Genomic DNA, 26322 nt, shown 5'->3' on the forward strand with positions numbered 1-26322 from the left:
AGATGACCCGAACCTGTCGTCCATGACTTTTGAAAAAAATCCATTACGCGAAATCGAAGAATTACCGGACATGGGCATTACCCTGTCAGACGGGTGCCGGTTGTCGGCGCGGGTCTGGCGTCCGGTGGACGCGGCCGATGATCCCGTCCCTGTCATCCTTGAATATCTGCCGTATCGCAAACGCGACGGGACCTGCGCGCGCGATGCACTGACGCATCCATATTTCGCGCGGCGCGGATATGCCTGCCTGCGCGTGGACATGCGCGGCAATGGCGACAGCCAGGGGCTGATGGAAGATGAATACACCCAACAGGAACTGGATGACGCGGTCGAGGTGATCACCTGGGCCGCCGCGCAGCCCTGGTGCAGCGGCACGGTCGGCATGATGGGGATCAGCTGGGGCGGGTTCAATTCGCTTCAGGTGGCGGCGATGCAGCCGGAACCGCTGAAGGCGATCATCACCCTGTGTTCGACGGTGGACCGGTTTGCCGATGACATTCATTACAAGGGCGGCTGCCTGCTGAACGAGAACCTGGGCTGGGGGGCGACCATGTGGTCCTATTCCAGCCGCGCACCCGATCCGGCCCTGCGCGAGGATTGGCGCGAGATGTGGCTGGCGCGGCTGGAAAACGAACCCTTCCTGCCCGCCACATGGCTGCGCCACCAGCGGCGGGATGCCTATTGGCGGCATGGCTCGGTCTGCGAGGATTTCAGCGCCATCAACGCCGCGACACTGGCCGTGGGCGGATGGGGCGATGCCTACAAGAACGCCGTGCCGCAACTGGTCGAACGGCTGGAGGCGCCGGCCAAGGGGATCGTCGGACCCTGGGTGCACAAATACCCGCACTTCGCCGTGCCCGAGCCGCGCATCGGCTTTCTTCAGGAGGCGCTGCGCTGGTGGGATCGCTGGCTGAAAGGTGTGGATACCGGGGTCGAGGAAGATCCGGATTACCGCGCCTACCTGATGGACGGGGTGCGTCCGGCCACGTGGTATGTCGAACGCCCGGGGCGCTGGATTGCCGAGGCCGAGGGTGCAACCGATCACATACCAGTTGAAGAATGGCACCTGACGGACGATGGGTTGTCGCCATCGGATGGGCGGCTGCGGGCAATGATCAATTCACCGCAGCATTGCGGCATCGCATCGGGCGAATATTGCGCCATCTGGCTGGGGCCGGAAATGCCCGGCGATCAACGCAGCGACGATGCGCTGTCGGCCTGTTTTGACAGTCCGCCGCTAAAGCAAGATACCGATATCGTTGGCGCGCCCCGGGTCACGCTGACCCTGAGTGCGGACCGCCCGCAGGCCCAGATCGCCGTGCGCCTGTGCCATGTGCACCCGGACGGGGCCTCGACCCGGATCACCTATGGCGTTCTGAACCTGAGCCACCGGGACGACCCCGGCGCGCCCAGCCCGCTGACGCCGGGCGAGGATTACACCGTCACCGTGGCGCTGGATCATATTGCCTATCGCGTGCCCGCGGGGCACCGAATCCGGGTGGCGGTTTCGACGTCCTACTGGCCGCTGCTTTGGCCCGCGCCCGAGGCCGCGATCATCGGGCTGAGCAACGGGTCGCTGTCCCTTCCCGTGCGCCCCACTGCCGGGGATGCGGAATGGGTGTTTCCGCCGCCGGATGCGGATGAACCCTGGCAGGTGCGCACCCTGCGTGAAACCGGCAACATGCGGCGGATCGAAAACGATCTGAACACGGGCGAGGTGCATCTGGTCATCGAAGACGATTTCGGCAAGGTGGCCGATGGCGATCACGGTCTGATCAGCGGCGCGGTAGCGCGTGAACGCTGGACGATTCACCCCGATGACCCGCTGTCGGCAAAAGGCAGGTGCCACTGGCGTGAAGAGCTTCAGCGCGGGGACATCCGGCTGCGCACGGAAACGCGCTGTGCCATGTGGTCGGACGAGAACCGGTTTTTCCTGACCGCCCGGCTTCAGGCCTATGAGAACGACGTTCTGATTTACGATCGTGATCTGAAAGAAGAGATTCCACGCGACCATCTGTAATGCCAGCGTCACGCATATTCGCCATTAACCCTTGCGAGGGGGGCCGAAATGCGCAAACCTTGACTCATCAATCAATAATACTGCGCCTTGAGACGCAGAACCATAACCGGGAGACTTTCATGAACGACCAACTCGACTATTTCACGGGCCGCGTGACGGCTGGCAAGATGACCCGCCGCGAATTTATCGGCAAGGCCACGGCGCTGGGTGTCAGCGCCTCGATGGCCAGCACCCTGTTTGCGGATGCGGCCCGCGCGGCCGGCCCCGTCAAGGGCGGCATGCTCAAGATCGGGTGTTCGGGCGGCGAAAGCAGCAACACGCTTGACCCGGCGCTGGTCGCCTCCGAGGTACCTCTGAACGTCCTGCGGCATTGGGGCGACACGCTGGTCGCCGTTTCGCCCACGGGCGAGGTTGAGCCGCGTCTGGCAGAAAGCTTTGAATCCTCGGCCGATGCGAAAACCTGGCATTTCAAGATCCGCAAGGGTGTCGAATTCCACAATGGCAAGACGATGACGCCGGATGACGTGATGAAAACCATCCAGCGCCATTCGAACGAAGAGGCGACTTCGGGTGCCCTGGGCATCGTGAAAGGGATCGAGTCGATGAAGGTCGACGGCGACACGTTCACCGTCGAACTGACCACGCCGAACGCCGACCTTCCCTATCTGATCGGGGATTATCACCTTGTGATCCAGCCGGGCGGCGGCATGGACGACCCGACCGCCGGCATCGGCACCGGGGCCTATACCGTCGAAATCAACGAACCGGGCGTGCGCCACGGGTTCAAGCGTTGGGCCAATGACTGGGATCCCAACCGTGGCTATGCGGACGAAACCGAGGTTCTGGTGATCAACGACGCCACCGCCCGGACCGCCGCGTTGCAGTCGGGCCAGGTGCACATGATCAACCGCGTCGATCCCAAGGTTGCCCAGCTTCTGGACCGGGCGCCGGGACTGGCCGTGCGCAACGTATCGGGCGCGGGCCATTATGTGTTCATCATGCATGTGGACACGGCGCCGTTTGACAACAACGACCTGCGCATGGCGCTCAAATACGCGATCAACCGTCAGGAAATGGTTGACAAGATTCTGCGCGGCTATGGTGGCGTGGGCAACGACATTCCGATCAATGCGTCCTACCCGCTGTTTGACGACACCATCCCGCAGCGTGAATACGACCCGGAAAAAGCGGCCGAGTATTACAAGAAATCCGGTCACGACGGATCGCCGATCATCCTGCGCACCGCGGATGGCGCGTTCCCGGGTGCGGTCGATGCCGCCGCCCTGTTCCAGCAGTCGGCCGCCGCCGCCGGTATCCCGCTGGAAATCAAGCGCGAGCCGAACGATGGCTACTGGTCGGAAGTCTGGAACAAACAGCCGTTCTGCGCCTCCTACTGGGGTGGCCGTCCGGTGCAGGACCAGATGTATTCGACGGCTTACCTGTCGACCGCAGACTGGAACGATACCAAGTTCCGCCGCAAGGATTTCGATGACCTTCTGCTGTCGGCCAAGGCTGAACTGGACCAGGCCAAGCGCAAGGAAATCTATTCCAAGATGGCCTATATGGTCCGCGATGAGGGCGGCCTGATCTGTCCGATGTTCAACGACTTCGTCGACGCGGTCAGCAACAAGGTCGGCGGGTACGACCCTGATCCCAACGGTGAGCTGATGAACAGCTATGCCGGAATCCGGTGCTGGCTGAACGCCTGAGGCGATTAGCAGATGCACCCCGTTGTAAAACTCGTTGCTCAGCGCCTTGCGCTGAGCACGCTTCTTCTTTTGGCGGCGTCGGTTCTGATTTTTGTCGGAACGCAGATCCTGCCCGGGGACGTGGCGCAATCCATTTTGGGCCAATCGGCGACACCGACATCGCTGGCCAACCTGCGTGAAGAACTGGGCCTGAACGAACCTGCCATCACCCGCTATCTCAGCTGGCTGGGCAATGCGTTACAGGGCGATCTGGGCACCGCGCTGACCAATGGGCGCGACATCGCCGAATCCCTTGGGTATCGTCTGAAAAACACCCTGTTCCTGGCCTTTTGGGCGGCTGTGATTTCCGTTCCCCTTGCCATTTTCCTGGGACTGCTTGCGGTGCGCTACCGTGACCGCTGGCCCGACAAGTTGATTTCAGCGGTGACGCTGACCTCGATTTCGATTCCTGAATTCCTGATCGGCTATGTGCTGATTTACTTCATCGCCGTGAAGCTGGGCTGGTTTTCCTCCGTGGCGATGGTCAATGACTCCATGTCCCTGGGTCAGAAACTGAACGCGATTGCCTTACCGGTGATGGTTCTCACGCTGGTCGTTCTGGCCCATATGATGCGCATGACGCGCGCCGCGATCCTGAACGTGATGCAATCCGCCTATATCGAAACGGCCGAATTGAAGGGCCTGTCGATATTCAGCGTGATCCGCAAACACGCCTTTCCCAACGCGATTGCCCCCATCGTCAACGTCGTGATGCTGAACCTTGCCTATCTGGTGGTGGGTGTCGTAGTGGTCGAGGTGGTGTTCGTCTATCCCGGCATGGGCCAGTACCTCGTCGATCACGTCAGCAAGCGCGACGTGCCGGTGGTGCAGGCCTGTGGGCTGATCTTTGCGGCCGTCTATATCGGGCTGAACATGATTGCCGATATCGTTTCGATCCTGGCCAATCCGCGACTGAGGCATCCGAAATGAAGAATATCCCGGTCTCGGCCATGATCGGCCTGTTTTTCACCGCGCTCTATTTCCTGGCGGCCATCTTCGCGCCTCTGATTGCCCCCTATGGCATGTCCGAAGTGGTCAGCAACGATATCTGGGCGCCAGCCTCCTCGGAATTCCTGCTGGGCACTGACAGTATCGGGCGCGATCTTCTGACCCGGATGATCTATGGCGGGCGCACGACGATTTTCATCGCCACGGTCGCCACCATCCTGAGTTTTGTGACAGGATCAATCCTTGGGTTTCTGGCGGCCGTCATCGGCGGCTGGGTCGATCAGGTTCTGTCGCGCTTCGTCGATCTGATCATGTCGATCCCATCGCTGATTTTCGCGCTGGTGGTTCTGTCGGTCATGCCGGTCACCGTTCCGGTGCTGATCGTGGTCATGGGCCTGCTGGACAGCACCCGGGTCTACCGTCTGGCCCGCGCCGTGGCCGTGGACATCAACGTGATGGATTATGTCGAGGCCGCAAAACTGCGCGGTGAGGGCAACGGGTGGATTATCTTTCGGGAAATCCTGCCAAACGCGCTGTCGCCGCTGGTGGCGGAAATGGGCCTGCGGTTCATCTTCATGGTGCTGTTCGTGTCGACCCTGTCGTTCCTTGGTCTGGGCGTGCAGCCCCCTGCCGCCGACTGGGGCGGGATCGTGAAAGAGAACAAGGAAGGCATCGTGTATGGCATCCCGGCGGCCCTGTGGCCGGCCTTTGCCATCGCGACGCTGGCGATTTCGGTCAACCTGGTGGCCGATTGGATCCTGAACCGCACCACCAGTCTCAAGGGAGGGCGCGGCTGATGTCTGACCCGTTGCTGAAAGTGCGCGACCTCAAGATCGGGGCAACCGTGTACCCGCCGGGCGAACGTCCCACCAAGATCGAGATCGTGCACGGTGTGTCCTTTGATCTGCAACCGGGCGAGGTTCTGGGGCTTATCGGGGAATCCGGGGCCGGGAAATCGACCATCGGTCTCGCGTCCATGGCGTATGGGCGCGGCGGCGTGGAAATCACCGGTGGTGAGGTCTGGGTCAATGGCCGCGACATTCTGAAGTCGGGCAAACGGGATGTGCGCAGTCTGCGCGGGGGCGAGGTGACCTATGTCAGCCAGTCCGCCGCGGCGAGTTTCAACCCTGCCAAGCAGATCATGGAACAGGTGACCGAGGCGACCATCCGCCATGGCAAGGCAACCCGGCGCGAAGCCGAAGAACGTGCCGTCGCCCTGTTTGCCAAGCTGGGCCTGCCGGACCCGGAAACCATTGGCAACCGGTATCCGCACCAGGTGTCGGGCGGGCAGCTGCAACGCTGCATGACCGCGCTGGCCCTGTGCCCGCAGCCCGATCTGGTGGTGTTCGACGAACCGACCACGGCACTGGACGTGACCACGCAGATCGACGTTCTGGCCGCCATCAAGGAGGCGATCCGCGACACCGGTGTGGCCGCGCTGTATATCACCCATGACCTGGCCGTGGTGGCGCAGGTCAGCGACCACATCATGGTCTTGCGCCATGGTGAAATGGTCGAACATGGCACGACCGAACAGATCATCACCGCCCCGCGCGAAGACTATACCAAGGCGCTGGTTTCGGTTCGTTCGATCACGCATGAGGAAAAGAAACCCACCGACGAGCCGGTATTGAGCGTCAAGAACATCACCGCGCGCTACAAGGGCACGCATTTCGACGTTCTGCATGATGTCTCGGTGGACCTGCATCCCGGCCAGACGCTGGCCGTGGTGGGCGAAAGCGGATCGGGGAAATCCACGCTGGCCCGCGTGATCACCGGCCTGTTGCCACCGCGCGGCGGGGTGATCGATTTTGCCGGCCGCACGCTGAGCGAGGATCTCGCCAATCGCACCAAGGAAGACCTGCGCGAACTGCAGATGATCTATCAGATGGCCGATGTGGCGATGAACCCGCGCCAGACGGTGGGTACGATCATCGGACGCCCTCTCGAATTCTATTTCGGGCTGAAAGGTGCCGAGAAACAAAAGCGCATCAAGGAACTGCTGGACGAGATCGAGATGGGCGACGGGTTCATCGACCGCTATCCGGCGGAGTTGTCTGGTGGTCAGAAACAGCGCGTGTGCATCGCCCGCGCGCTGGCGGCCAAGCCCAAGATGATCATCTGTGACGAGGTGACCAGCGCGCTGGATCCTCTGGTGGCGGATGGCATTCTGAAGCTGTTGCTGGACCTGCAAAAGATCGAGGATGTGGCGTATCTGTTCATCACCCATGATCTGGCCACGGTGCGCGCCATCGCGGATTCCATCGCTGTCATGCATCAGGGCAAGGTCGTGCGCTATGGTCCAAAGTCCAAGGTCCTGAGCCCGCCGTTTGACGATTACACCGACCTGCTGCTCAGCTCGGTCCCCGAGATGAAGCTGGGCTGGCTGGAAGAGGTGATCGCCCATCGCAAGATGGAAAGCGCCGGACATTGAGCAAGGCGTTTTGCCCTTGGCGGCGCCTGCCGGACGCCCCATATAGCCGGACATGACAGTGACACCGAATGCCCCGTCCGCGTCCTTTCGCGACCGTCTGGGCGGCTTCATCGCAAGCCGCCTGTTCCAGAACTTCATTCTCGGCGTGATCCTCTTCAACGCCGTGATTCTCGGGCTTGAAACCTCCGACACGGTGATGGCCCAGGCTTCCGGGCTGGTCTTTGCCCTCGACAGCCTGTGCCTGGCGATCTTCGTGGCCGAAATCGCCACCAAGCTTTTCATCCATCGCCAGCGATTTTTCCGTGACGGGTGGAACGTCTTCGACTTCCTGATCGTGGGCGTGTCGCTGATCCCCGAGGTGCAGGGCCTGTCGGTGCTGCGCGCCATGCGGATCCTGCGGCTCTTGCGGGTGATCTCGGTCGCGCCTGCCATGCGTCGCGTTGTCGAGGGGCTTATCAATGCCCTGCCCGGCATGGGCGCGGTGTTCCTGCTGATGGCGCTTTTGTTCTATATTGGCGCGGTGATGGCCACCAACCTGTTTGGCGCGGACTTCCCCGACTGGTTCGGAACGCTCGGCCGCTCGGCCTATTCGCTGTTCCAGATCATGACGCTGGAAAGCTGGTCCATGGGCATCGTCCGCCCCGTGATGGAGGTATTCCCCCTCGCCTGGGCCTTCTTTCTGCCCTTCATCCTCGTGACCACCTTCGCCGTGGTAAACCTTGTCGTCGGTCTGATCGTCAACTCCATGCAAGACGCCCACCATGCCGAGGACGCCGAGCGCACCGCGAGCCACCGCGATGAAATCCTCGACCGCCTGCGCGCCATCGAGGCCCTGGTGAAAGACCGCGACACTCCCCCCGGCGGCTGAACAGGTCGCCGTCGCGTTCACAGCACAAGCGTCATTTCCCGCCCCTGCCCGCCCTCAATCCACGGGCCACGGCGCGTCTGGCGGTGATTCGGAAAAATTCGCGCCCCGGCCGGTTTCCCTGTTGCGCGTACGCCCCGGTTACGGTCAATTCATGGGCAACGAAAGGGGGGCTCATGGACCGCAAGCTGTTGCTCATCATCATCGACGGGGTGCCATTCCTCAACTGGCGGCGTCTGTTCGGCAACCTGGAAGGGTGGGTGCACTCGGGCGAGGCGCGGGTGTGGAAACACCGGGCGGTTCTGCCGTCGATTTCAGCCAGTTGCTATGCCTCGATCCACACCGGGGTCAGCCCGCAGGTGCATGGCTGCACCGGCAATGGCAATGTGTTCCGCCTGTCCCAGCCGGATGTTTTCAGCCAGGTGCGCGCGGGCGGCGGCGTGACAGGGGCGGTGGCGCATTCCTTCTGGTCGGAATTCTTCAATCGCCATCCGTTCGATTTTGTCCGCGACATCGAATATGACGAACCGGACAGCGACACCATCAACCACGGCCGGTTTCACACGATGACCGGCTATGGGCTGATCAACCAGATGACCCCGTCGGATGTGGATCTGTTCGGCACGATGACCAACCTGTGCCAGCGTTTCGGGCTGAATTACGGGATGCTGCATACCTGCACGCTGGACAGCATGGGCCATCGCTTTTTTCACGAAAGCCAGGAGATGGACCACGCCTGCGCCGTGATGGACGAGATGCTGGCCCCGTTCATCCCCCGATGGCTGTCCGCCGGGTACGAGGTGATCGTCACCGCCGATCACGGGCAGGACGAGCGCGGCCATCACGGCGGGCGCGGAGACTTGCAGCAGGATGCAGCGCTTTATTACTTTGGCCCCGCAGAGGGCCCGCCCGAGGACACGGTCATCGACCAGTTGCAACTGGCCCCGACGATCCTGAACCGGCTGGGCGCGCCGGTGCCGGACACGATGACCGCCGGGTCCTTTCTGAGATAGCGCAATAGGCAAGCGACTTGCCCCATCCGGATTTGCAACTGGCCGCCTGATGCCTCACCCGTAGGGCCAGAGCCCCTGCCCGAGCGCCTCGATCGTCACAACGATGCGTTCGAAACTGTCGGCGGCGCGGGTCGACATGCCGCGCGCGCGCAAATAGCCGTGCACCAATCCGTGCTCCATTTCGTGATGCACCCGCACCCCGGCCTCTTTCAGGCGGTCATGATAGGCCGGTCCGTCGCTTTGCAGCGGGTCGCATTCTGCGGTGAATATCGCGGTCCGCGGCAGGCCGGAAAAATCGTCGTCCTGCAGGGCGGCATAGGTGGGATCGTTGACAGGTTCCTCGCCGTCAAAGCGGATGCCGTGATAAAATTCGATATCCTCAAGCGTCAGCATCGGGGCATTGGCATGGGTGATGTAACTGCCATGTGCAGTGTCGCCGCCGAGACCGGGATAGATCAGCACCTGACCAAGGACCCCCGAGAGGCGCCCGCGCGTATGGTGGGCGACCGCAGCAGCAAGGTTGCCGCCCGCGCTGTCACCGACAAGGACAAGACCGGCGTCAAAGGTTTCACTGGCCCACTGGGTTGCACGCCAGCAATCCTCAAAGGGGATCGGGTGTTTGTGTTCCGGACACAGCCGATAATCGACCGACACCACGCGATAGCCGGTATTGGCGCAGATTTCGGCGCAGACATCGTCGTGGCTGTCCAGCCCGCCGACGACAAAGCCGCCACCGTGGAAATACATCACCGTACAGCCCGGATCGCCCGCCGAATAAAGACGCACGGGCACGCCGTTCGCCGACACATCCGTCACGTCGATACCGGGCGGACGCCCCCGGTAGAAATCCCGGCACATGGCGTCATAGACGCGACGCTGACCTGCGATGTCCATCTCCACCGCATCGTCGGGATAGGACTGGGCCGTCCTGCGAATGAAGGCCCAGATTTCGGCGTCGATCAGACGATCATAGCCCATTCGACACCTCCCGTTTCAGACCCGATGCTCAGGCTGCCCATTCCCACGGGCGAATGAATTCGTCCAGCACTTTGCCCACGTCCCCCTCATCCGCGCCGTTGCGTTCGACCTGGGCGACGAGGCCGCGTTTCTTGTCATCGATGACCGACACGACGCGGGCCTGCACGTTCGCCTGTTCAAGCGCTTCGTTATAGACGCGGGTAATCGCATTCTTGCGCAGATCGGGTTTGAACACCTTGCCCACGGCCGTTTTGGGCAGCTCGGGCAAAATGGTCACATGCTTGGGCTGTGCGGCGCGTTCGTGCACATGCACCTTGCAGTATTCGATCAGCTCTTCGGGCGTGACGCTGGCGCCATCAACGAGTTCGACAAAGGCGCAGGGCAATTCGCCCGCGCGCGCATCGGGCTGGCCAATGGCGCCGGCAAAGGCCACCGCCGGATGGCCCAGAAGAGCCTCTTCAATCTCGGCCGGGTCGATATTGTGACCACCCCGGATGATCAGATCCTTGGCGCGCCCGGTGATCCAGAGATAGCCATCGGCGTCAATCCGGCCCAGGTCCCCCGTCCGCAGGTATTTGTCGGCATAGAACAGGTCCCGGTTCTTTTCCGCCTCGGTATAGGTTTTTCCTGCGTAAACGCCGGGGTTCGAAATGCAGATTTCGCCAACCTCGTCCACATCGGCCTGAAGCAGGCCATTGGGCGAAGTTTTCAGAATCTTCACATCCGTGTAGGGGAAGGGAATTCCGATCGAGCCGATCTTTTTCTCACCATCCACGGGGTTGCCGGACACAAGACAGGTCGCCTCGGTCAGGCCATAGCCTTCGATGATGTTGACGCCTGTCGCCTCTTCGAACCTGCGGAACAGTTCCTTGGGCAGGGGGGCCGAGCCCGAAAACGCCTTTTTCACAGTCGAGATGTCAGCATCCACCGGGCGCTGCATGGTGGCCGCAATCGCCGTTGGCACCGTGACGATGAAGGTGGTTTTCCAGCGTTCGTTCAGCTTCCAGAAATTGTCGAAAACACCCTCGCCGCGATAGCCCTGCGGCGTCGGGAAAATCACGTGCGAGCCGCAGAATACGGCGGCCATGACGATCACGTGGCAAGCCATGACATGGAACAGGGGCAGCGGACACATGATGTTATCCGCCTCGCTGAGCAGCAGTTCGCCCCCGACCCATCCGTTATAGACCATGCCGCCATAGGTGTGCTGCGCCACCTTGGGCATGCCGGTGGTGCCGCCGGTGTGGAAATAGAACGCCACCCGGTCCTGCGTGCTGTCGGCAAAGGCCAGTTCCTTGGGCTGCTTGGCGATTTCCTTGTTGAAGTTCAGGTAATCGGCGTGCAGCGGCCCTTCCAGTTTGGGGCGCACCAGCGGAACGATCCAGGATTTGGGCGGGGTGAGATAACGATTGAGATCGACCTCGAGCACGGTTTTGACGTCGGGCGCATGGCGCACGGCCTCGGCGGTTTTGTCAGCCACGTCGGTCTTCGGAAAGGGTTTCAGCGTCACGACGACCTTTGCCCCGGTTTCCCGCAGGATCGAGCCGATCTGTTCCGGCTCCAAAAGCGGGTTGATCGGGTTCACAATGCCAGCGATCGCACCGCCCAGCAGGGTCAGAAGCGTTTCGTTGCAGTTGGGAAGGATATAGGCGACCACGTCGTTTTCCCCGACCCCGAGCGAGCGGAACAGATTGGCGGTCTGGTTCACCTTTTCCAGCAGATGACCCCATTTCAGGGTTTCCGCCTTGTCGGTCGGACCCGAAAAGATCTGGTAACTAAAGGCGTTGGAATTCGGATGGTTTTTCGCCGTGCGGCTGAGCATCTGATGCAGCGTTTTCGGCAGATCCCGCTGCTCCCACGGCATTTCGTTTTCAATGGCGTCCCTGTCCGCCATAGTTGCGATTGTCATATCGCGTCCTCCCCTGTGCGCCCGGTTCCGGGCCATTATCTCGGGCACAGGATGAAAGGAAAACGCAACACACGCAAGGACGCAGGCGACAAAGGTCGCAGTTGGCGCAAGTGACGTCGCGCCAAACGGCGCTGCGGCGGTTACTCTGCGGCGATGCCGTCGGTGAATTGCAGGCGCGCCAGGCGCGCATAAAGCCCGCCCTCGGCGACCAGTTGATCATGCGGACCCATTGCCACGATTCGACCTTCGTCCATCACCACGATGCGGTCGGCCTTTTTCACCGTTGCCAGACGGTGCGCCACGATCAGGGTCGTGCGCCCCGAACTAAGCTTGTCGACGGCCTGCTGCACCAGCCGTTCGCTTTCGGCGTCCAGCGCACTGGTCGCTTCGTCCAGCAACAGGACCGGTGAATCGCGCAGGATGGCACGGGCGATGGCGATGCGCTGTTTCTGACCGCCCGACAGCATCACGCCCCGTTCGCCGACATAACTGTCATACCCGTCAGGAAGTGCTGCGATGAAATCATGCGCGGCAGCGGCGCGCGCGGCCTGTTCGACCTGTTCATCGGTGGCCTCGGGGCGGCCGAACCGGATGTTGTCGCGCGCCGACGCGGCAAAGATCACCGGGTCCTGGGGCACCATGGCCAGATGCTGGCGGAATGTTTTGCGCTCAAGTTCGTTCAGCGCGACACCGTCCAGCAGGATACGGCCCTGATCGGGGTCGTAAAACCGCAGGATCATCTGGATGATCGTGGTCTTGCCCGCGCCCGAGGGGCCGACAAAGGCCACTGTTTCACCCGGCGCGATTTTCAGCGAGACGCCATTCAGCGCGCGCACGTCCTGACGCGAGGGATAGTGGAAGGTCACATTGTCGAATTCGATCTCACCGCGCACCGGAGTCGGCAACCGTGCGGGATGGTCCGGATCCTTGACCGTGTCGGTGCTGCGCAACAATTCGATCAGGCGTTCTGTTGCCCCCGCCGCGCGCTGCAATTCGCCCCAGATTTCGGACAGGGCGGCCACGGCCCCCGCGACCATGACCGAATAGATCACGAACTGGATCAGGGTGCCCTCGCTCATTGCGCCGGCGCGCACGTCACGCGCACCGACCCACAAGATCCCGACGACACCGCCAAAGATCAGGGTGATGACGATCACCGTCATCAGCGCGCGGGTCCGGATACGGCGGATCGAAACGTCATAAGCGGTTTCGGTCATTTCGGCGAACTGGGCCCGGCTGGCGTCCTCATGGGTAAAGGCCTGAACCGTCTGAACCGCGCCCAGCGTTTCGGACGCGTTGCCCGACGAGGCGGCGATCCAGTCCTGGTTTTTGCGGGAAATCTTGCGCAGGCGGCGGCCAAGAAACAGAATGGGCACGATCACCGCCGGCACCAGCAGCAGGACCAGGCCGGTCAACTTGGCCGAGGTGGCCAGCATCAGCACCAGCCCCCCGATGAAGATCAGCATGTTGCGCAGGGCGATCGAGGCCGATGACCCAAGAACCGACTGGATCAGCGTGGTATCCGTGGTGATCCGGCTCAGCACCTCGCCGGTCATGATATTTTCGAAAAAGGCCGGGCTCATTCCCACAACGCGGTCAAAGACTGATTTGCGGATGTCGGACACGACCCGTTCCCCAAGCCGCGTCACCAGCGCATAGCGCAGCCCCGTCCCCACCGCGAGAAGGCCCGCGATACCCAGAGCGGCCAGAAAATACTGATCCAGCAACGCGCCATCGGCGGTGCGGAAATTGTCAACCACCCGGCGCACGGCCAGCGGCAGGGTGAGCGACACACAGGCCGTCAGGATCAACGCCAGACCGGCGGCCAGCACCAAAAGCCGGTAGGGCCGCACGAAGGGCCACAGCGCCTCGAGACCACCGATATTGCGGGATTTCTCCCGCTCTTCCTTGGCGCCGGGCGTGGCTGGGGCAACTGGTTGGTTGGCAGACGTTCGGGCCATGGTGGTGCGGTATCCTTGTCGGCAGGCCGCGCCCCGGCAGAGGGGCGATCAGGTTTGGCCTTGTTTCATGGATGCAGCGGGCAGTCCGGTCAACCCGCCAGTCGCGTCCATGGCGCGATATTGTGCGTATTGGCCGCATATTCAACCGCCATACGGTCGTACGCAAAAGGGCACACACGCCAAAGGACTGGCGAAATCCGCAGGCCAAGGGGCAAAACGCGCAACTGTGGAGAGTTTTGGAGCGGGCGGCGGGAATCGAACCCGCGTCATTAGCTTGGAAGGCTAAGGTCTTACCACTACACAACGCCCGCGTGGTGGGTCTGGTGATTATTTCATGGCAGAAGCGGCGTCAAGGACACTTGTCATCTTCGGCGCAAACCGGCGGCCAGGACGTCCGGGGAATTCATGCGGCCGGCAGCGCGGACATCAAAAAGGCGTGAAGTTGCGCCGGTTCAATCGGTTTATGCATAAGGCGCACGTTCATGCGCTCACATTCACTGATCACCCCGTCCGAACGATTGGCCGTGATGATGCAGGCCGGGACCGCACCATATATGTCGCGCAGTCTGGCCAGCGCCATGATGCCGGTCTTGCCGTCCTTGAGCTGGTAATCCGCCAGCACAAGTTCCGGGGCCCGCCCGGCATCCGTCAGCTTGTCCAGGGCTTCGGCCTCGCTGGAGCAGGCCAGAACGTCGATGCCCCAGTTATTCATCGTCAGTTGCATGGCCTGACGCAGGGTGTCGTCATCCTCGATCAACACGACCGTGCGGTCGCTCAGCCGGGCCTGCGAGATCGGATAGGCCACCGGTGCGGGTGCCGCGCGCCTTACGGCCCGGTTCAGCGGCAGTTCGACGGAAAACACCGACCCCCGCCCGGGCGCGGACCTGAGGTTCAGCGGGTGGTTCAGCAGCGCACAGGCGCGATCCACGATAGCCAGACCCAAGCCCATGCCGTCGGCGGCGCTGGCCGTGGCATTCAGGCGTTCGAATTCGTCGAAAATCAGGTTCTGCTTGTCCTCGGGGATACCGGGACCGGTATCCCACACTTCGACCCGGATGCCGTTGGGCGTGCGCCGTCCCCCGACCAGAACACGCCCCGTCGCGGTATAGCGGATGGCGTTGGAAACGAGGTTCTGCAGGATGCGGCGCAAATAGGTCAGATCGCTGGTGACATGCACGCCGGTGCGCAGGATGCGCAGATCCAGCCCCTTGGCCTCGGCCAGCGGGGCCAATTCATCCTGCAATTGCTGCAGCATATCATCCAGCGATACCGCGCTGACATGGATGGTGGCCCGGCCCGAATCCAGCTTGGAAATATCAAGCAGCGCTTCGAGGATGTTTTCCACACTGCACAGCGCGCTGTTGGTTTTCGACAGAACCTGCCGCGTGCCGTCATCCTCCATCGTGCTTTCCAGGGAGGACACAAACAGCTTGGCCGCCGAAAGCGGCTGCAACAGGTCGTGACTGGCGGCCGCGACGAAGCGGGACTTCGAGGCATTGGCGCGCTCCGCCTCGGCCAGCGCATCCTCAAGTTCGAGAGTGCGTTCGGTGACCCGCCCTTCGAGCATCTCGTTGGCCTGGCGGATGGCCTGCACCGCCGCGCGTTCGGCGGTGGTATCGGTAAAGCTGATCACAAAGCCGCGGTCGGGCATTTCCTGGGCATCGACGGCCAGGGTCTTGCTGTTACCCTGCATGATTTCGAAATGCATCGGCGCGCGCCGGCCTGACCGGGTGATCCAGTCCTGCACGATTTGGGGGGTTGCCCCCTTGATGAAGGTGACCTGATCGCGAAACCGTTCAAAGAGGGAATTGAAACTTGCCCCGATGATCAGACGGCGGGCCGGAATCGGGAGCATATCGCTCACCCGCTGGTTCCAGAGCACCAGACGGCTTTGATTGTCGAAGATGCAGATGCCCTGGTTGAGATGTTCCAGGGTGGCGCGCACCACGCGGGCCTGCCCATCGATCAGGCGGTCGCGTTCCTGCCGCTCAAGGCGCATGATGTCGGTCACATCCGTTTGCAGGACCACGGTGCCGCCATCGGGCGTGCGGTGTTCGCTGACCTGCACCCAGCGGTCATCGGCCAGGCGGACGTTGAACATGACATGTTCATCCTGATGCCGTTTGAGGCGGCGCACCTTCCAGTCGTCGGCGGTTTCGCCCTCGGGCAGGGCCAGATTGCGGGACCGGCTGACCAGGTCGACATACTGGCGAAAACTCAGCCCCGGCAAAAGCAGATCGCGAATGTCGGGCATATGCATGCCAAAGCGGCTGTTGCACATGACCAGCTGTTCATCGGGGTTGAACAGCGCAAACCCCTCCTGCACCGTTTCGATCGCATTGGCGAGATTCGAGCGCGCCGCTTCGGTTTCGTTATTGGCCAGCGCCAGACGCTTGTTGGATTCGTTCAGCAGGTTCAGCGCGTGTTCAAGGTCGCGGGTACGGTTGCGAATTTCCTCTTCCAGCATGACGGCGCGCTGGAACTGGGCGTAATCGGCACCTGAGTCCTTGGTCGACTGCTCCACCCGCCGCATGAGCGCGCCGCTGATCTTGAGCAGCTTTTCATTCTGCCGCTCAAGCGAATCGTCGGGGTTTATGATGGATCGGTGCATGTCAGACATCGGTGTCGGGCGGATAGATCGCAACCCCCGTCAAGGTCTGGTTTACATGCATGGAATTGACCTGTTCGCCATAGGTGGAAAACCCGCGCACACGGTGTTTTGCCATCAGCTGCGACAGGGCGGTGGTCACCTGTTTTTCCTGCGCTTCCATCCGGCGCAGAATGCATTCGCAGGCCAGGATCATGTCGGGCCGCGCCGGGGCGCTGAGCGCGCTCAGTTCCCGGTCGAGATGAGTCACCATGTTTTCAGGTTCGGCCAGGGTCAGCACCAGGCCTTCGTCGATCGCGGAAAAGAACACCAGATCGCCGTTTTCGGCGACGCGCTGAATGGCGCGGACGTGCTGTTTGTCGCCGATCTGAACCACCACCGGATGGGCAGCAAAGGTAAAGGTGGTCAGCTGTTCCGGATCCTTGCCCAGGATGCGGGCATATTCGCGCGCCGCCGGTTCGGCGTTGATTTCATGCACCAGACGCTTTTTCGGGTCCGCCCCGGTCACCACCATGCGCAATTCCGTGGGGATCAGATGATCGGTCTTGAACACCTTGATCCGGCAATCGGTGCGGACCTGAATCAGCACCGCCGCATTGGTCAGCATCTTGCCGTCATACAGAACAAAGGTTTCCTGAAACCGGGTGCCATCCCCCGCCGAGCCGCCAAACAGCTGGACCGGCCCGATGCCCACGGCCAGTTCCGATGTCAGCGCATCCTCGCGGGTGGACAGGCCATCGATCAGAAGGAAATTGAACTCGTTCGGCCAGTTCGGACGTTTGGCCGCCAGATTGTTCCTGTTGCGGATAATTTCGCCGATCAACTGGCGGCTATCGAACGTGTTCAGATCCTCGACCAGAACCGTTTCGGCGCGGAAATGATCGCGCGGCAACCCGATGGCAAGGATTTGATCCTCGCTGTAACCGGACTCGGCGATTTCGCCGGCGGTGGTGCAGCCGACAACCGTCGCCGGGGCAAACCGGTCATGTGCGGTTTCGATGACGGCGGCGACGTCGGCCTGCGGCGAAACGAACAGAAGAACCAGCTCAAGATCGGGGCCCGCAAGCGCGCTGGCGAGTGTCTCAACCGGGTTCTCGGACCAATAATCGACGCTGGCAGACCGGACGATCCCGGTTGCGCCATTGTATTGCGCATCGGTCAGCCGCTTGGACTGATCCATCGCAATCTCCTCCCTTTTGACTGTCAGACAGCCTATGCTTCATCAGGGGTGTCGTGCAAGACACTCTCGAAGCTTGTCTTCTTGGCCAGAAGAACCGCCTGCGTGCGGCGCTGAACGCCCAGCTTGCGCATGATGGCGGTGACATGCGCCTTTACGGTCGTTTCGGCGATCGCAAGGTCATTGGCGATTTGCCGGTTCAGTTTCCCGGCGCAAATTTGTTGCAGAATGCGGGCCTGCTGATTGGTGAGCGTAGACAGGCGGTTGATGGCATCCTCGACCGGATCGTTCTCGCGTTTTTGCAGGGCATAGCCGGCGGGCAGATAGGTTTCGCCCTTCTTCAGCGCATTGATCGCCGCGTTGAACACGTTGCACTGGCTGTGTTTGGGCACATAGCCGGCGGCCCCGGCGTAAATGGCGGAACTGACCAGCGTGTTTTCCGACATCGAAGACACGACGATGACAGGCGCCTCGACCGCCGATTTCATCCGGATCAGACCGTCAAGCCCGCTGACGTCAGGAAGATTGAGATCAAGCACCACCAAATCCGGCTCGCCTCCGGTTTCCACCAGTGCAAGCGCCTCTTCCAGAGAGGAGGCCGTGCGCAGATCATCAAAGTCGATGATGGTCTTGAGCGTCATGGAAAGCGCGTCGCAATAGAGCGGATGATCATCGACGATCAGAACCGACCGGATCGGGCGTGGTTCGGTGACTTCCATGGCAAGAGACATCATTCATTCCAACTGGTTGAGTTACTGAACCGATCCTATCGTGCGAACGGTCCGGGTCCAATTGCCAGAAAGTCCTAGAGGAGATGTTGGGACCCATGTCACCGGCGCGGCACGGAGCGCGCCGGACAAGAGATCACAGCGAATGGCAAGAATGAGCCCAAAGTGACGGAAGCTGCGCTAGGCATAGATGGTAGTGTTGGGCGTTGAAGCGGAAGTTCCCTGCGTTAGCGGCACCTTTTTCCTGTGAACCCAAAACGGACAATCGTTGGTTTCTTCCTCGCCACCATTAACTCTGGGTCCTAACCGTGTCGGGTGGGCGGAACAGGAAAATTTTGGGTTAGCTTCAGGTTCTTTTTATGCATTGGCCCGGCAAGGTCGCCCGTCGCAGCATTGGCATATTATTGCGCAAAGCAACTATCGTGCGTAATTTTCCGCCGACTTCTCGCGGAATGTTACTTTGGGGCCAGTTTCAATCAAACCGAAGGTGCCATGAACCGAGATTGGTCTTGTACCAAGTTCCATTGCTGTGTTCGGCGGGCTTGGTCTCCCCCGTGTACGTTACAGTCGGGATGGGACCGCCGGCCAACATGCCTCCGTAAGGATCACCGTAAAATGGTTTGGGCTTCGATGCCGGTTCCAGTTTTGGTATCGGTACTACCTCCGGTTCAGGTTCGGGTACGGGTACGGCCTGCGCTGCTTCTTTGGCCTTGCGCTCGCGAAGATCAGCGGAGACGCCCTCGAGGTCGGAAAGTTCAGAAAGCAATGCCTTCCGCCGGTTTCCTGCGTTGTCGCGGCGGGTGACGATGCGAAGGTTTGTCGGCCTGTTGTCGGACGGGTTGTGGTTGACGTGATCCACATCGAAATCCCTCGGAACCCATTTCCCGAGCGTAACCGCCGCGATGAAGCGGTGCGACAGGATCGACTTCTTGCCGTGCTTGAACCACAGATATTCGAGGCCTTCTCGGCTTACGCTTCCGTTTGGCACTTCCCCTTCCACGGTACCGGCGACGAAATCGAATGACGTGCCGCCGACCACTTCATCCAATTCCGGGTACGGAATTTCGTGTGGATGCTCGGTTTCGTACTCGCCTGCCAATACGGACTTTACGTATTCAACGTCTTTCATCTTGGACCTTGCTTTCTATGCGCAGTGCGTCGTGGCGGGCGGGGAGTCATTTGTGGCACAGGAGCACGGCAACCGGCAAGCGTGGAAGACATCCACTTGTGACCGTGTAGGCCGTAGGCCCCTTCGAGAACGAAATGACTGGATCGTAATTTGAACGGCGTAATGTCAGCAACGGGATGATCTTTAACGTCGGCTTCGTCCGCAATGCTGACATTCGATCAACTACAACATGAGCGTCAGGCGATCGCCCTCCCCCAGGAACGCTTGAACGATGTCAAATCGTTCAGGCCCAACTGCACCCGGACAAAAAAACGCGCGCCCCGGGGTGGGACGCGCGCAGGGAATTGCGGAGAATTCCGATCAGTTGGCCGAGGCCATCTCCTTGGGCAGGCGGAATGTCCAGACCAGACCACCCTGGTTGAGGTAGTTGACCTTCTTGGCAACCTCGCCACCCCAGAGCGGAACCGCGCCGCCCCAGCCGGAGATGACCGAAACATACTGTTCGCCGTCCTGTTCCCAGGTCACAGGCTGACCGACGATCCCCGAGCCGGTCTGGAACGACCAGACCTTTTCACCGGTTTCATCGTCCAGCGCGACGAACTCACCCTCGGGGGTCCCAAAGAACACCAGGCCGCCGGCCGTGGTCATCACGCCACCCCAAAGCGGGGCTTCGTTCTTGAATTCCCACTTGATCTCGCTGGTGTCGGGGTCGATCGCCTTGAGCGAGCCGATGTGGTCTTCGTAGTTCGGCTTGATGGTGAAACCGGCACCCAGATAGGCCGCGCCCTTCTTGTAGGTGATCGGCTCGTTCCAGATGTCCATGCCCCATTCGTTGGAGGGAACATAGAAGTTGCCGGTGCGCTGGCTGAACGCCATCGGCATCCAGTTCTTGCCACCCAGGAACGACGGCGATGCAAAGATGACTTCGCCCTTGTTGCCGTCGGCCGCGTCCGCCGGATTGCCAGGGCGGTTTTCCTCGGCAAAGATCGGACGACCGTTTTCGTCGATGCCCGACGCCCAGGTGATGTCTTTCACGAAGGGTGTCGCGCTGACGAATTTGCCGTCTTCACGGTTCAGAACGTAGAAGAACCCGTTCCGGTCGGCCGTGGCGTAACGCTTGTTGCCCGAACGGTCGGTATAGGCGACCACTTCGTTCACACCGTCATAGTCCCAGCCTTCGCGCGGGGTGGTCTGGAAATGCCACTTGATCTCGCCCGTCTTGGGGTCGATGCCGATGCGGCTGGCGGCATAGAGGTTGTCGCCCGCGTTGCCCTCTGTCGGCGTGCCCGCGTTGCGCAGGTGGCTGTTCCACGGAGCGGGGTTACCGGCACCAAAGACCAGCGTGTCGGTATCCGCGTCATAGGAACCGCCCAGCCATGTGGCACCACCGCCGGTTTTCCACATGTCGCCCGGCCATGTCGCGTTCAGCGTGCCGGTCATGGTGGACTCTTCGCCGTTCAGCGTGCCCATGTGACCTTCGATCACGGGGCGAGTCCAGACGATTTCGCCGGTGTCGGCATTGCGCGCCTGCACTTCGCCGACGATACCGAATTCACCGCCCGAGTTGCCGGTGATAACCAGGCCGTCCACGATCAGCGGTGCCGCCGTGTAGGAATAGCCTTCCTTGTAGTTCGCGATCTTGTCACGCCAGACGACGTCGCCGGTTTTCAAGTCCAGCGCAACGATGCGTGCGTCCAGTGTTCCGAAAAAGATCTTGTCGCCATAGATGGCGCCGCCGCGGTTGACCACGTCACAGCACGGCAGGATGCCTTCGGGCAGACGGGCGTCGTACTGCCACAGTTCCCTGCCGGTTTTCACGTCGATCGCGTAAAGACGCGAATACGACCCGGTGATGTACATGACGCCGTCATAGATCAGCGGCTGGGTTTCCTGGCCGCGCTGCTTTTCGCCACCCAGGCTGAAGGCCCAGGCCGGAACCAGCTTGCTGACGTTGTCCTTGTTCAGGGTGTCCAGCGGGCTGTAGCGCTGCAGATGCCGCCCCATGCCGTTGGTCACGATCTGGTTCGTCATGGTCTGATCGTTACGGATGTCGTTTTCGGTTACTTCGGCCTGTGCGACCGTGGCCGCCAGAATGCTTGTCGCAACCGCTGTTATGAAGCGATTCATCGGTTTCCTCCCTAGAGCTGTCCGCGCGCTGTTCGACCCCCGGAAATTGGAGATCGCAGAGCTGGGGACATTATTGAACTCAGGGAGGCCCACGTGGAATTACACCTAGGTCGTAACGGAATCGCCACCGTCCTACCAATTGCGTCCGGATGCGCGACACAGCGGCGCGGGCGTTGTTTCACAAGGGAAAAGGCTGATTTTCAGGATCGAAACTGGCATGATTTGGCCGCCCCGACCGTGGGGGCCGCCCGCACCTCGCCCGGACCTACGACGTAGGCCCAAGACCCCGGACTGCGTGACCGCACCGGACTCCCCGCCCCGAACGAACAGACGGGCCGGAAAGTTTCCGACCCGTCTGAGACCTGTTCCGAAGTGAGTGATTTCGGTCTGCGGTCCGCCTTAGAAGGAAGGCGCGTATTTCCAGTTGTCGGCATCGGGCGTGACCTCATCGAGGTCATATTCGGCCGCTTGCAGGCGGCGCGCCACCTGAAGGCCCTCGGCGGCGGCCTCGTCCACATATTTGCGGCCCAGGTCCTGGTCGCGGGCCACCCCATGGCCCCGCATCAGGGCCAGCCCATAGTTGAATTTGCCCACCGGATCCCCGGCCTGCGCGGCGCGGCGATCCCATTCGGCGGCGGCATCCGGGTCGTATTCACCACCCAGACCGTTGTTGTCGAGTTGCCCCATCCACGTCATCGCGCCGGTATATCCATCTGCGGCACAGGCTTCGAATACGGCGCGGGCCTTGGCGTGTTCGCCTTTTTTGGTGATTCCATACCCGGCAGCGCAGGTCATCATGTCGGTCTGGCCGCGGATCGCGTTTTCGATTACGCGATTGATCGTCATTTCTTCCGGGTTCAATGTTCCGAGATCGTCTTCTATCTCAGCGGAAACTGCTGTCCCCAAGATGCAGGCGGAAATAATCGCAACTCTGAACATGGCGTGCTCCTGTAACCCGGCTATCGTACCCGGTTGGGCATGCCGGGGCACTCCTCCCTTGGTCGTAGATTCCCGGCAAGAGGCCGAAACCCGCCGAAGCCCTTCGCGGGGGCACCTTGCGCGGCGAAATCAGGGGCGCAGGGCCGCGCCCCAGGGAAAGCGCCCCACCTTGATCGTCTTGATCGGTTTGCGGCTGGCCACGTCAATCACGGTCACATCGCCCGACAGGCCATTGGTGGTGAACAGCAGCGATTTGTCGGGCGAAAATTCCATATGCCACACCCGACGCCCGACCAGAATGTAATCCTCGACCTCGTAGGTTTCGGCATTGACCACGGCCACGTGGTTGGAGGGTCCAAGGGCGACAAAGGCCGTTTTCTGATCTTCGGTCAGCTTGAAGCCGACAGGCTGGACCCGGTCGGGATGCACGCCTTTGACCTTGAAGGCCACCTTGGCCTTTTCGCTGCGGTCGGCGACGTCGAACACGGTGATGGTGCCGCCGATTTCCGAACTGACCCACAATTCGCGCCCGCCGGCCACGAATTCAGCATGTCGCGGGCGCGCATCGACCAGCGTGTTGGCGAACAGTTGCCGGGTCGACGTGTCGATCCAATGCGCCATGTTGGTGGTTTCGGACGTGGTAATGGCAATCTTACCATCCGGGCTGACGGCCATGCCCTCGGGTTCGATCCCTACATCGATCTGGGCCACCACTTTGCGGGTCTGGGTATCGACCACCGTCGTGATCGCATCGTCCTCGTTCGCGATATAAAGGTGCCGATTGTTCGGGTGCAGGACAAATTGCTCGGGGTCTTCGCCCGAGGGAAGATCGTGCAGGATCTCGCCCGAAACGGGGTCCATCACCTGAACCGCGTCACTGTCCGAGGCGCAGATGTAAACGACCGAATAATCATGCGAGAAGGTAATGCCGCGCGGCCGCTCGCCCGTTTGCAGGGTGCGCACCACCTCGAGCGTGTCGATATCGATCACGCTGATGGTGTTGTCCTTTTCATTGGTCACCCAGATTTCAGCCCCCGCAACAGGCGAGGCGGCGATCAGGAACAAGGCGGTGCAAAGGGATTTCATCAGGGGGCGTTCCGTTTCAGTGCAGCGGGCCGGCCGTGGGACAGTGCCGACGGCAAACATGTATTTCAAGGTCATGCTTTGGACGCAGGCCCGCTCCGGACACGGACACCGGCCAGACCTCTGGCGTGGGTGCCTCAGTCGGCGATCATGCGGGCTTCGACCTTTTCGTGTTGAAAAACAGCTTACTCGTCTGGATTCGCGCCATGCCATTGGACCAAAGTTCAAACCGCGCCTGGCGCTATAACCAAGGTCGCATACAAAAGCACCTTCTTGACGGGCTATCAATCAATCAACGAAATTCCAGGAGGAAATGATGACCCTGAGAGTACCTCTGGCCGCGCTCGGCCTTTCCGTTTTTGCAACACTGGCATTCGCCCATGGCGATGTCGCCCCGCAGCCTGTGAACACCGATGCCCTGCCCGATGTCGGCGAAGAATGGCTGACCGAAAACCCCTATCGCGACGCTGGCGATGAGGTTTGGAGCGCCGCGGTCGAAATCGGCAGCTCGGGCTATAACCAGAACTGTGCGCGGTGCCACGGTCTGGGCGTGGTGTCGGGCGGTCTGGCCCCTGATCTGCGCTATCTCGAAGCGAACGAAGACGGCGATGAATGGTACGTTGAACGGTTCCAAACCGGGTACACCCAGAACGGTATTACCAAGATGCCCGCCTTCGGCGATTTGCTGGGCCAAAAAGCCGCCTGGGCGATCCGCACCTATATCGAAGCCCGCCCCGACGATGGTGCGCTGGACGATCACACCGCCCGTCTCAAGGAAATCCGCGACACGCTGGACAAGGCCGCCTCGGGTGACATGTCGGGCGTCGAGGGTATCGAGGCGGAACTGAGCGAAATCGCGACCAGCATCGAAACCGGATCCGGCGCCCCCGTCGCCGACAGCGTTGCCTATCGCGCGGCGCGATTGATCTCGGGCGATGCGCCGGATTACAAGTCAGCTGCCGAAGCGCTGACCATCGGCCTGTCAGTCGCACATTGATATGAAGGAGAGGCACATATGACACGACTGGGTCTGAGCCTCTGTCTCGCAATGATCGCAGGCGTCCTGAACGGGACGCCTGCGTTTGCACGTTGTGAGGATCATGTTCCCCAGGCCAAGCCGCAAAATACCGCCCGGTCGGTCGTCGGGGCAGATCTGGACGCCATCATGGACCGCGGCACCATCTCATTTGCCGCCTATGACGATTTTCCCCCGTGGTCCTACATGGACCGGGGCAAACCAACCGGCATCGATATCGAAATCGGTCAGCTGATCGCAGAGTCGATCGGTGTCAAACCCCAGTTCAATCTGGTCAGCGCCGGTGAGGACCTGGAAGCCGACCTGCGCAACTGGGTCTGGAAAGGGCCGGTCGTGGGCGGACAGGTGGCCAACGTCATGCTGCACGTGCCCTATGACAGCAATTTTTCCTGCCGGGTCGACCAGGTTGCCTTCACCGGCATCTATTTCGTCGAGGAAGTCGCAATTGCCTTTCGCCGCGACGCATACCCGGACGATCCGCCCCTTCCTGCTTATTTCCGCTTCGACACGGTCGCTGTCGAAAACGATTCCATCGCCGATTTCTACCTGACCTCCTTTCCCGGCGGTCAACTGGGTCGCAACCTTCGTCGGTACCCCACCGTTCAACAGGCCATGTCGGCCCTCGCCAGCGGCGAGACGATGGCCGCCATGGGACCGCGCGCGCAGCTGGAACACGGCCTGACCGACGCGCTGGACGTGCACACCCCGCCCCTGCCCGGCTTTGGCGTGGGCAAATGGACCAACGGTGTGGCGGTGCATTTTGCCTATCGTGCACTGGGCTATGCGGTGGACGATGCCATTGCCGCCGCAATCCAGGACGGGCGCATGGCCGCGATTTTCGATAGATACGGTGTGACCTATCAGCCCCCTGCCCTGCGCTGACTAGACCCAAGGTCGAATTGGCGCGCCCTGCGCTGTGGCATAGCCTCTGTCAAACGCATTGGAGGACTTGTTATGAAGCTCAGTGACTCGCGGGATATTGCAGCCCCGCGCGAAGACGTATGGAACGCCTTGTTGTCAGCCGACGTGCTGAAGGAATGCGTCCCCGGCTGCCAGGAAATGACCGGCTCCCCCGACGAAGGGTTCGAGGCGGTCGTGGTGCAAAAGGTCGGCCCTGTGAAGGCGACGTTCAAGGGCGCGGTTGTCCTGTCGGACATGGTCGCACCGTCCAAGCTCACCCTCAGCGGTGAAGGCAAGGGCGGTGCCGCGGGTTTCGCCAAGGGCGGCGCGGATGTGACCCTGGAAGAGATCGAAGGCGGCACCCGCCTGAATTACGAGGTCGAGGCGAATGTCGGCGGCAAACTGGCCCAGCTGGGCAGCCGCCTGATCGACGGGTTTGCAAAGAAAATGGCCGACCAGTTCTTTGAGCGGTTCCAGCAGGCCGTCGAAGCCTCCGAAGCCGGGGATGACACGCCTGCCGACACCACGGACACGGGCGAGAAAAAGAAGGGCTGGCTCAAGCGGCTGGTTACCTGATCGAAACATCACAAGAAAGAGGAGGACGAGATGGCGCGAGTTGAGATGACGGTTAATGGTCGTGCGCTGAGCGGCGACGTTGAGGGTCGCACGTTGCTGGTTGAGTTTTTGCGCACTCAGCAGGGTTTGACGGGGACGCATGT

At 61.3% G+C, this 26322-nt stretch carries 20 protein-coding genes, 1 tRNA gene and 1 pseudogene; 11 read left to right on the forward strand and 11 right to left on the reverse strand.

Annotated elements, in window-relative coordinates; translation table 11 throughout:
* Positions 1 to 22: 22 nt before the first annotated feature.
* The 7 genes from ACXYMO_RS06520 to ACXYMO_RS06550 all read left to right on the forward strand — a co-directional run bounded on the left by ACXYMO_RS06520 (position 23) and on the right by ACXYMO_RS06550 (position 9028).
* Positions 23 to 2020, forward strand: a complete 1998-nt coding sequence (locus ACXYMO_RS06520) for a CocE/NonD family hydrolase (RefSeq protein WP_458877840.1) — start codon at positions 23 to 25, stop codon at positions 2018 to 2020.
* 119 nt (positions 2021 to 2139) lie between these two features.
* Entirely contained in the window at positions 2140 to 3729 is a 1590-nt protein-coding gene (locus ACXYMO_RS06525) for an ABC transporter substrate-binding protein (protein ID WP_458877841.1), read from the forward strand.
* A 12-nt stretch (positions 3730 to 3741) separates the two neighbouring features.
* Positions 3742 to 4698 (forward strand): ABC transporter permease, encoded by a 957-nt coding sequence (locus ACXYMO_RS06530; RefSeq protein WP_458877842.1) that lies wholly within the window; start codon positions 3742 to 3744, stop codon positions 4696 to 4698.
* The gene (locus ACXYMO_RS06535) at positions 4695 to 5513 is read left to right on the forward strand and encodes an ABC transporter permease (protein WP_458877843.1); all 819 of its coding nucleotides are present in this window, start codon (positions 4695 to 4697) and stop codon (positions 5511 to 5513) included. The genes ACXYMO_RS06530 and ACXYMO_RS06535 overlap by 4 nt, the downstream gene beginning before the upstream one ends.
* On the forward strand, positions 5513 to 7150 hold the full coding sequence (locus ACXYMO_RS06540) for an ABC transporter ATP-binding protein (RefSeq protein WP_458877845.1): 1638 nt from the start codon (positions 5513 to 5515) through the stop codon (positions 7148 to 7150). Before ACXYMO_RS06535 ends, ACXYMO_RS06540 begins: the two co-directional genes overlap by 1 nt.
* A 52-nt stretch (positions 7151 to 7202) precedes the next feature.
* Positions 7203 to 8018, forward strand: a complete 816-nt coding sequence (locus ACXYMO_RS06545; RefSeq protein WP_458877846.1) for an ion transporter — start codon at positions 7203 to 7205, stop codon at positions 8016 to 8018.
* 173 nt (positions 8019 to 8191) lie between these two features.
* Positions 8192 to 9028, forward strand: a complete 837-nt coding sequence (locus ACXYMO_RS06550) for an alkaline phosphatase family protein (RefSeq protein ID WP_458877847.1) — start codon at positions 8192 to 8194, stop codon at positions 9026 to 9028.
* Positions 9029 to 9082: 54 nt separating this feature from the next.
* Here the strand turns inward: ACXYMO_RS06550 and ACXYMO_RS06555 are convergent, their stop codons facing one another.
* From ACXYMO_RS06555 to ACXYMO_RS06605, 11 genes are all read right to left on the reverse strand, one after another.
* Positions 9083 to 10006, reverse strand: coding sequence for an alpha/beta hydrolase (locus tag ACXYMO_RS06555; protein ID WP_458877848.1), 924 nt, complete (start codon positions 10004 to 10006; stop codon positions 9083 to 9085).
* Positions 10007 to 10034: 28 nt separating this feature from the next.
* Positions 10035 to 11915, reverse strand: coding sequence for an acyl-CoA synthetase (locus ACXYMO_RS06560; RefSeq protein WP_458877849.1), 1881 nt, complete (start codon positions 11913 to 11915; stop codon positions 10035 to 10037).
* Positions 11916 to 12055: 140 nt separating this feature from the next.
* Positions 12056 to 13876 (reverse strand): ABC transporter transmembrane domain-containing protein, encoded by a 1821-nt coding sequence (locus tag ACXYMO_RS06565; RefSeq protein WP_458877850.1) that lies wholly within the window; start codon positions 13874 to 13876, stop codon positions 12056 to 12058.
* Between the two features lie 237 nt (positions 13877 to 14113).
* Positions 14114 to 14187: transfer RNA gene (locus ACXYMO_RS06570), tRNA-Gly, on the reverse strand.
* Between the two features lie 92 nt (positions 14188 to 14279).
* Complete coding sequence (locus ACXYMO_RS06575) at positions 14280 to 16487, reverse strand: hybrid sensor histidine kinase/response regulator (protein ID WP_458877851.1); 2208 nt, start codon at positions 16485 to 16487, stop codon at positions 14280 to 14282.
* Between the two features lies 1 nt (position 16488).
* Positions 16489 to 17664 (reverse strand): FIST N-terminal domain-containing protein, encoded by a 1176-nt coding sequence (locus ACXYMO_RS06580; RefSeq protein ID WP_458877852.1) that lies wholly within the window; start codon positions 17662 to 17664, stop codon positions 16489 to 16491.
* A 32-nt stretch (positions 17665 to 17696) separates the two neighbouring features.
* Complete coding sequence (locus ACXYMO_RS06585) at positions 17697 to 18392, reverse strand: response regulator (protein ID WP_458877853.1); 696 nt, start codon at positions 18390 to 18392, stop codon at positions 17697 to 17699.
* Positions 18393 to 18861: 469 nt separating this feature from the next.
* Positions 18862 to 19518, reverse strand: coding sequence for an HNH endonuclease signature motif containing protein (locus ACXYMO_RS06590; protein WP_458877854.1), 657 nt, complete (start codon positions 19516 to 19518; stop codon positions 18862 to 18864).
* Between the two features lie 360 nt (positions 19519 to 19878).
* Positions 19879 to 21645, reverse strand: coding sequence for a PQQ-dependent methanol/ethanol family dehydrogenase (locus ACXYMO_RS06595; RefSeq protein WP_458877855.1), 1767 nt, complete (start codon positions 21643 to 21645; stop codon positions 19879 to 19881).
* Positions 21646 to 22044: 399 nt separating this feature from the next.
* A complete protein-coding gene (locus tag ACXYMO_RS06600; protein WP_458877856.1) occupies positions 22045 to 22491 on the reverse strand; it encodes a tetratricopeptide repeat protein in 447 nt (148 codons plus the stop codon).
* A 222-nt stretch (positions 22492 to 22713) separates the two neighbouring features.
* A complete protein-coding gene (locus ACXYMO_RS06605) occupies positions 22714 to 23670 on the reverse strand; it encodes a YVTN family beta-propeller repeat protein (RefSeq protein WP_458877857.1) in 957 nt (318 codons plus the stop codon).
* Positions 23671 to 23983: 313 nt separating this feature from the next.
* On the opposite strand from ACXYMO_RS06605, the gene pedF reads away from it, so the two are divergent.
* The 4 genes and pseudogenes from pedF to ACXYMO_RS06625 form a co-directional block, all read left to right on the forward strand.
* Positions 23984 to 24664, forward strand: a complete 681-nt coding sequence (gene pedF, locus ACXYMO_RS06610) for a cytochrome c-550 PedF (protein ID WP_458877858.1) — start codon at positions 23984 to 23986, stop codon at positions 24662 to 24664.
* An 18-nt stretch (positions 24665 to 24682) separates the two neighbouring features.
* Positions 24683 to 25585, forward strand: a complete 903-nt coding sequence (locus ACXYMO_RS06615) for a substrate-binding periplasmic protein (RefSeq protein WP_458877859.1) — start codon at positions 24683 to 24685, stop codon at positions 25583 to 25585.
* Between the two features lie 72 nt (positions 25586 to 25657).
* Entirely contained in the window at positions 25658 to 26179 is a 522-nt protein-coding gene (locus ACXYMO_RS06620) for a CoxG family protein (RefSeq protein WP_458877860.1), read from the forward strand.
* A 30-nt stretch (positions 26180 to 26209) separates the two neighbouring features.
* A pseudogene (locus ACXYMO_RS06625) lies at positions 26210 to 26322 on the forward strand ((2Fe-2S)-binding protein); the annotation flags it as partial.

This window comes from Arenibacterium sp. CAU 1754, from assembly GCF_054482635.1.

What these genes read in the sequence shown, in the direction of transcription:
- pedF (WP_458877858.1), top strand. Translation starts at nt 23,984, where the DNA reads ATGACCCTGAGAGTACCTCTGGCCGCGCTCGGCCTTTCCGTTTTTGCA.
- ACXYMO_RS06605 (WP_458877857.1), bottom strand. Translation starts at nt 23,670, where the DNA reads ATGAAATCCCTTTGCACCGCCTTGTTCCTGATCGCCGCCTCGCCTGTT.
- ACXYMO_RS06530 (WP_458877842.1), top strand. Translation starts at nt 3,742, where the DNA reads ATGCACCCCGTTGTAAAACTCGTTGCTCAGCGCCTTGCGCTGAGCACG.
- ACXYMO_RS06525 (WP_458877841.1), top strand. Translation starts at nt 2,140, where the DNA reads ATGAACGACCAACTCGACTATTTCACGGGCCGCGTGACGGCTGGCAAG.
- ACXYMO_RS06595 (WP_458877855.1), bottom strand. Translation starts at nt 21,645, where the DNA reads ATGAATCGCTTCATAACAGCGGTTGCGACAAGCATTCTGGCGGCCACG.
- ACXYMO_RS06550 (WP_458877847.1), top strand. Translation starts at nt 8,192, where the DNA reads ATGGACCGCAAGCTGTTGCTCATCATCATCGACGGGGTGCCATTCCTC.
- ACXYMO_RS06580 (WP_458877852.1), bottom strand. Translation starts at nt 17,664, where the DNA reads ATGGATCAGTCCAAGCGGCTGACCGATGCGCAATACAATGGCGCAACC.
- ACXYMO_RS06535 (WP_458877843.1), top strand. Translation starts at nt 4,695, where the DNA reads ATGAAGAATATCCCGGTCTCGGCCATGATCGGCCTGTTTTTCACCGCG.
- ACXYMO_RS06540 (WP_458877845.1), top strand. Translation starts at nt 5,513, where the DNA reads ATGTCTGACCCGTTGCTGAAAGTGCGCGACCTCAAGATCGGGGCAACC.
- ACXYMO_RS06590 (WP_458877854.1), bottom strand. Translation starts at nt 19,518, where the DNA reads ATGAAAGACGTTGAATACGTAAAGTCCGTATTGGCAGGCGAGTACGAA.
- ACXYMO_RS06620 (WP_458877860.1), top strand. Translation starts at nt 25,658, where the DNA reads ATGAAGCTCAGTGACTCGCGGGATATTGCAGCCCCGCGCGAAGACGTA.
- ACXYMO_RS06545 (WP_458877846.1), top strand. Translation starts at nt 7,203, where the DNA reads ATGACAGTGACACCGAATGCCCCGTCCGCGTCCTTTCGCGACCGTCTG.
- ACXYMO_RS06520 (WP_458877840.1), top strand. Translation starts at nt 23, where the DNA reads ATGACTTTTGAAAAAAATCCATTACGCGAAATCGAAGAATTACCGGAC.
- ACXYMO_RS06560 (WP_458877849.1), bottom strand. Translation starts at nt 11,915, where the DNA reads ATGACAATCGCAACTATGGCGGACAGGGACGCCATTGAAAACGAAATG.
- ACXYMO_RS06555 (WP_458877848.1), bottom strand. Translation starts at nt 10,006, where the DNA reads ATGGGCTATGATCGTCTGATCGACGCCGAAATCTGGGCCTTCATTCGC.
- ACXYMO_RS06585 (WP_458877853.1), bottom strand. Translation starts at nt 18,392, where the DNA reads ATGTCTCTTGCCATGGAAGTCACCGAACCACGCCCGATCCGGTCGGTT.
- ACXYMO_RS06600 (WP_458877856.1), bottom strand. Translation starts at nt 22,491, where the DNA reads ATGACGATCAATCGCGTAATCGAAAACGCGATCCGCGGCCAGACCGAC.
- ACXYMO_RS06615 (WP_458877859.1), top strand. Translation starts at nt 24,683, where the DNA reads ATGACACGACTGGGTCTGAGCCTCTGTCTCGCAATGATCGCAGGCGTC.
- ACXYMO_RS06565 (WP_458877850.1), bottom strand. Translation starts at nt 13,876, where the DNA reads ATGGCCCGAACGTCTGCCAACCAACCAGTTGCCCCAGCCACGCCCGGC.
- ACXYMO_RS06575 (WP_458877851.1), bottom strand. Translation starts at nt 16,487, where the DNA reads ATGCACCGATCCATCATAAACCCCGACGATTCGCTTGAGCGGCAGAAT.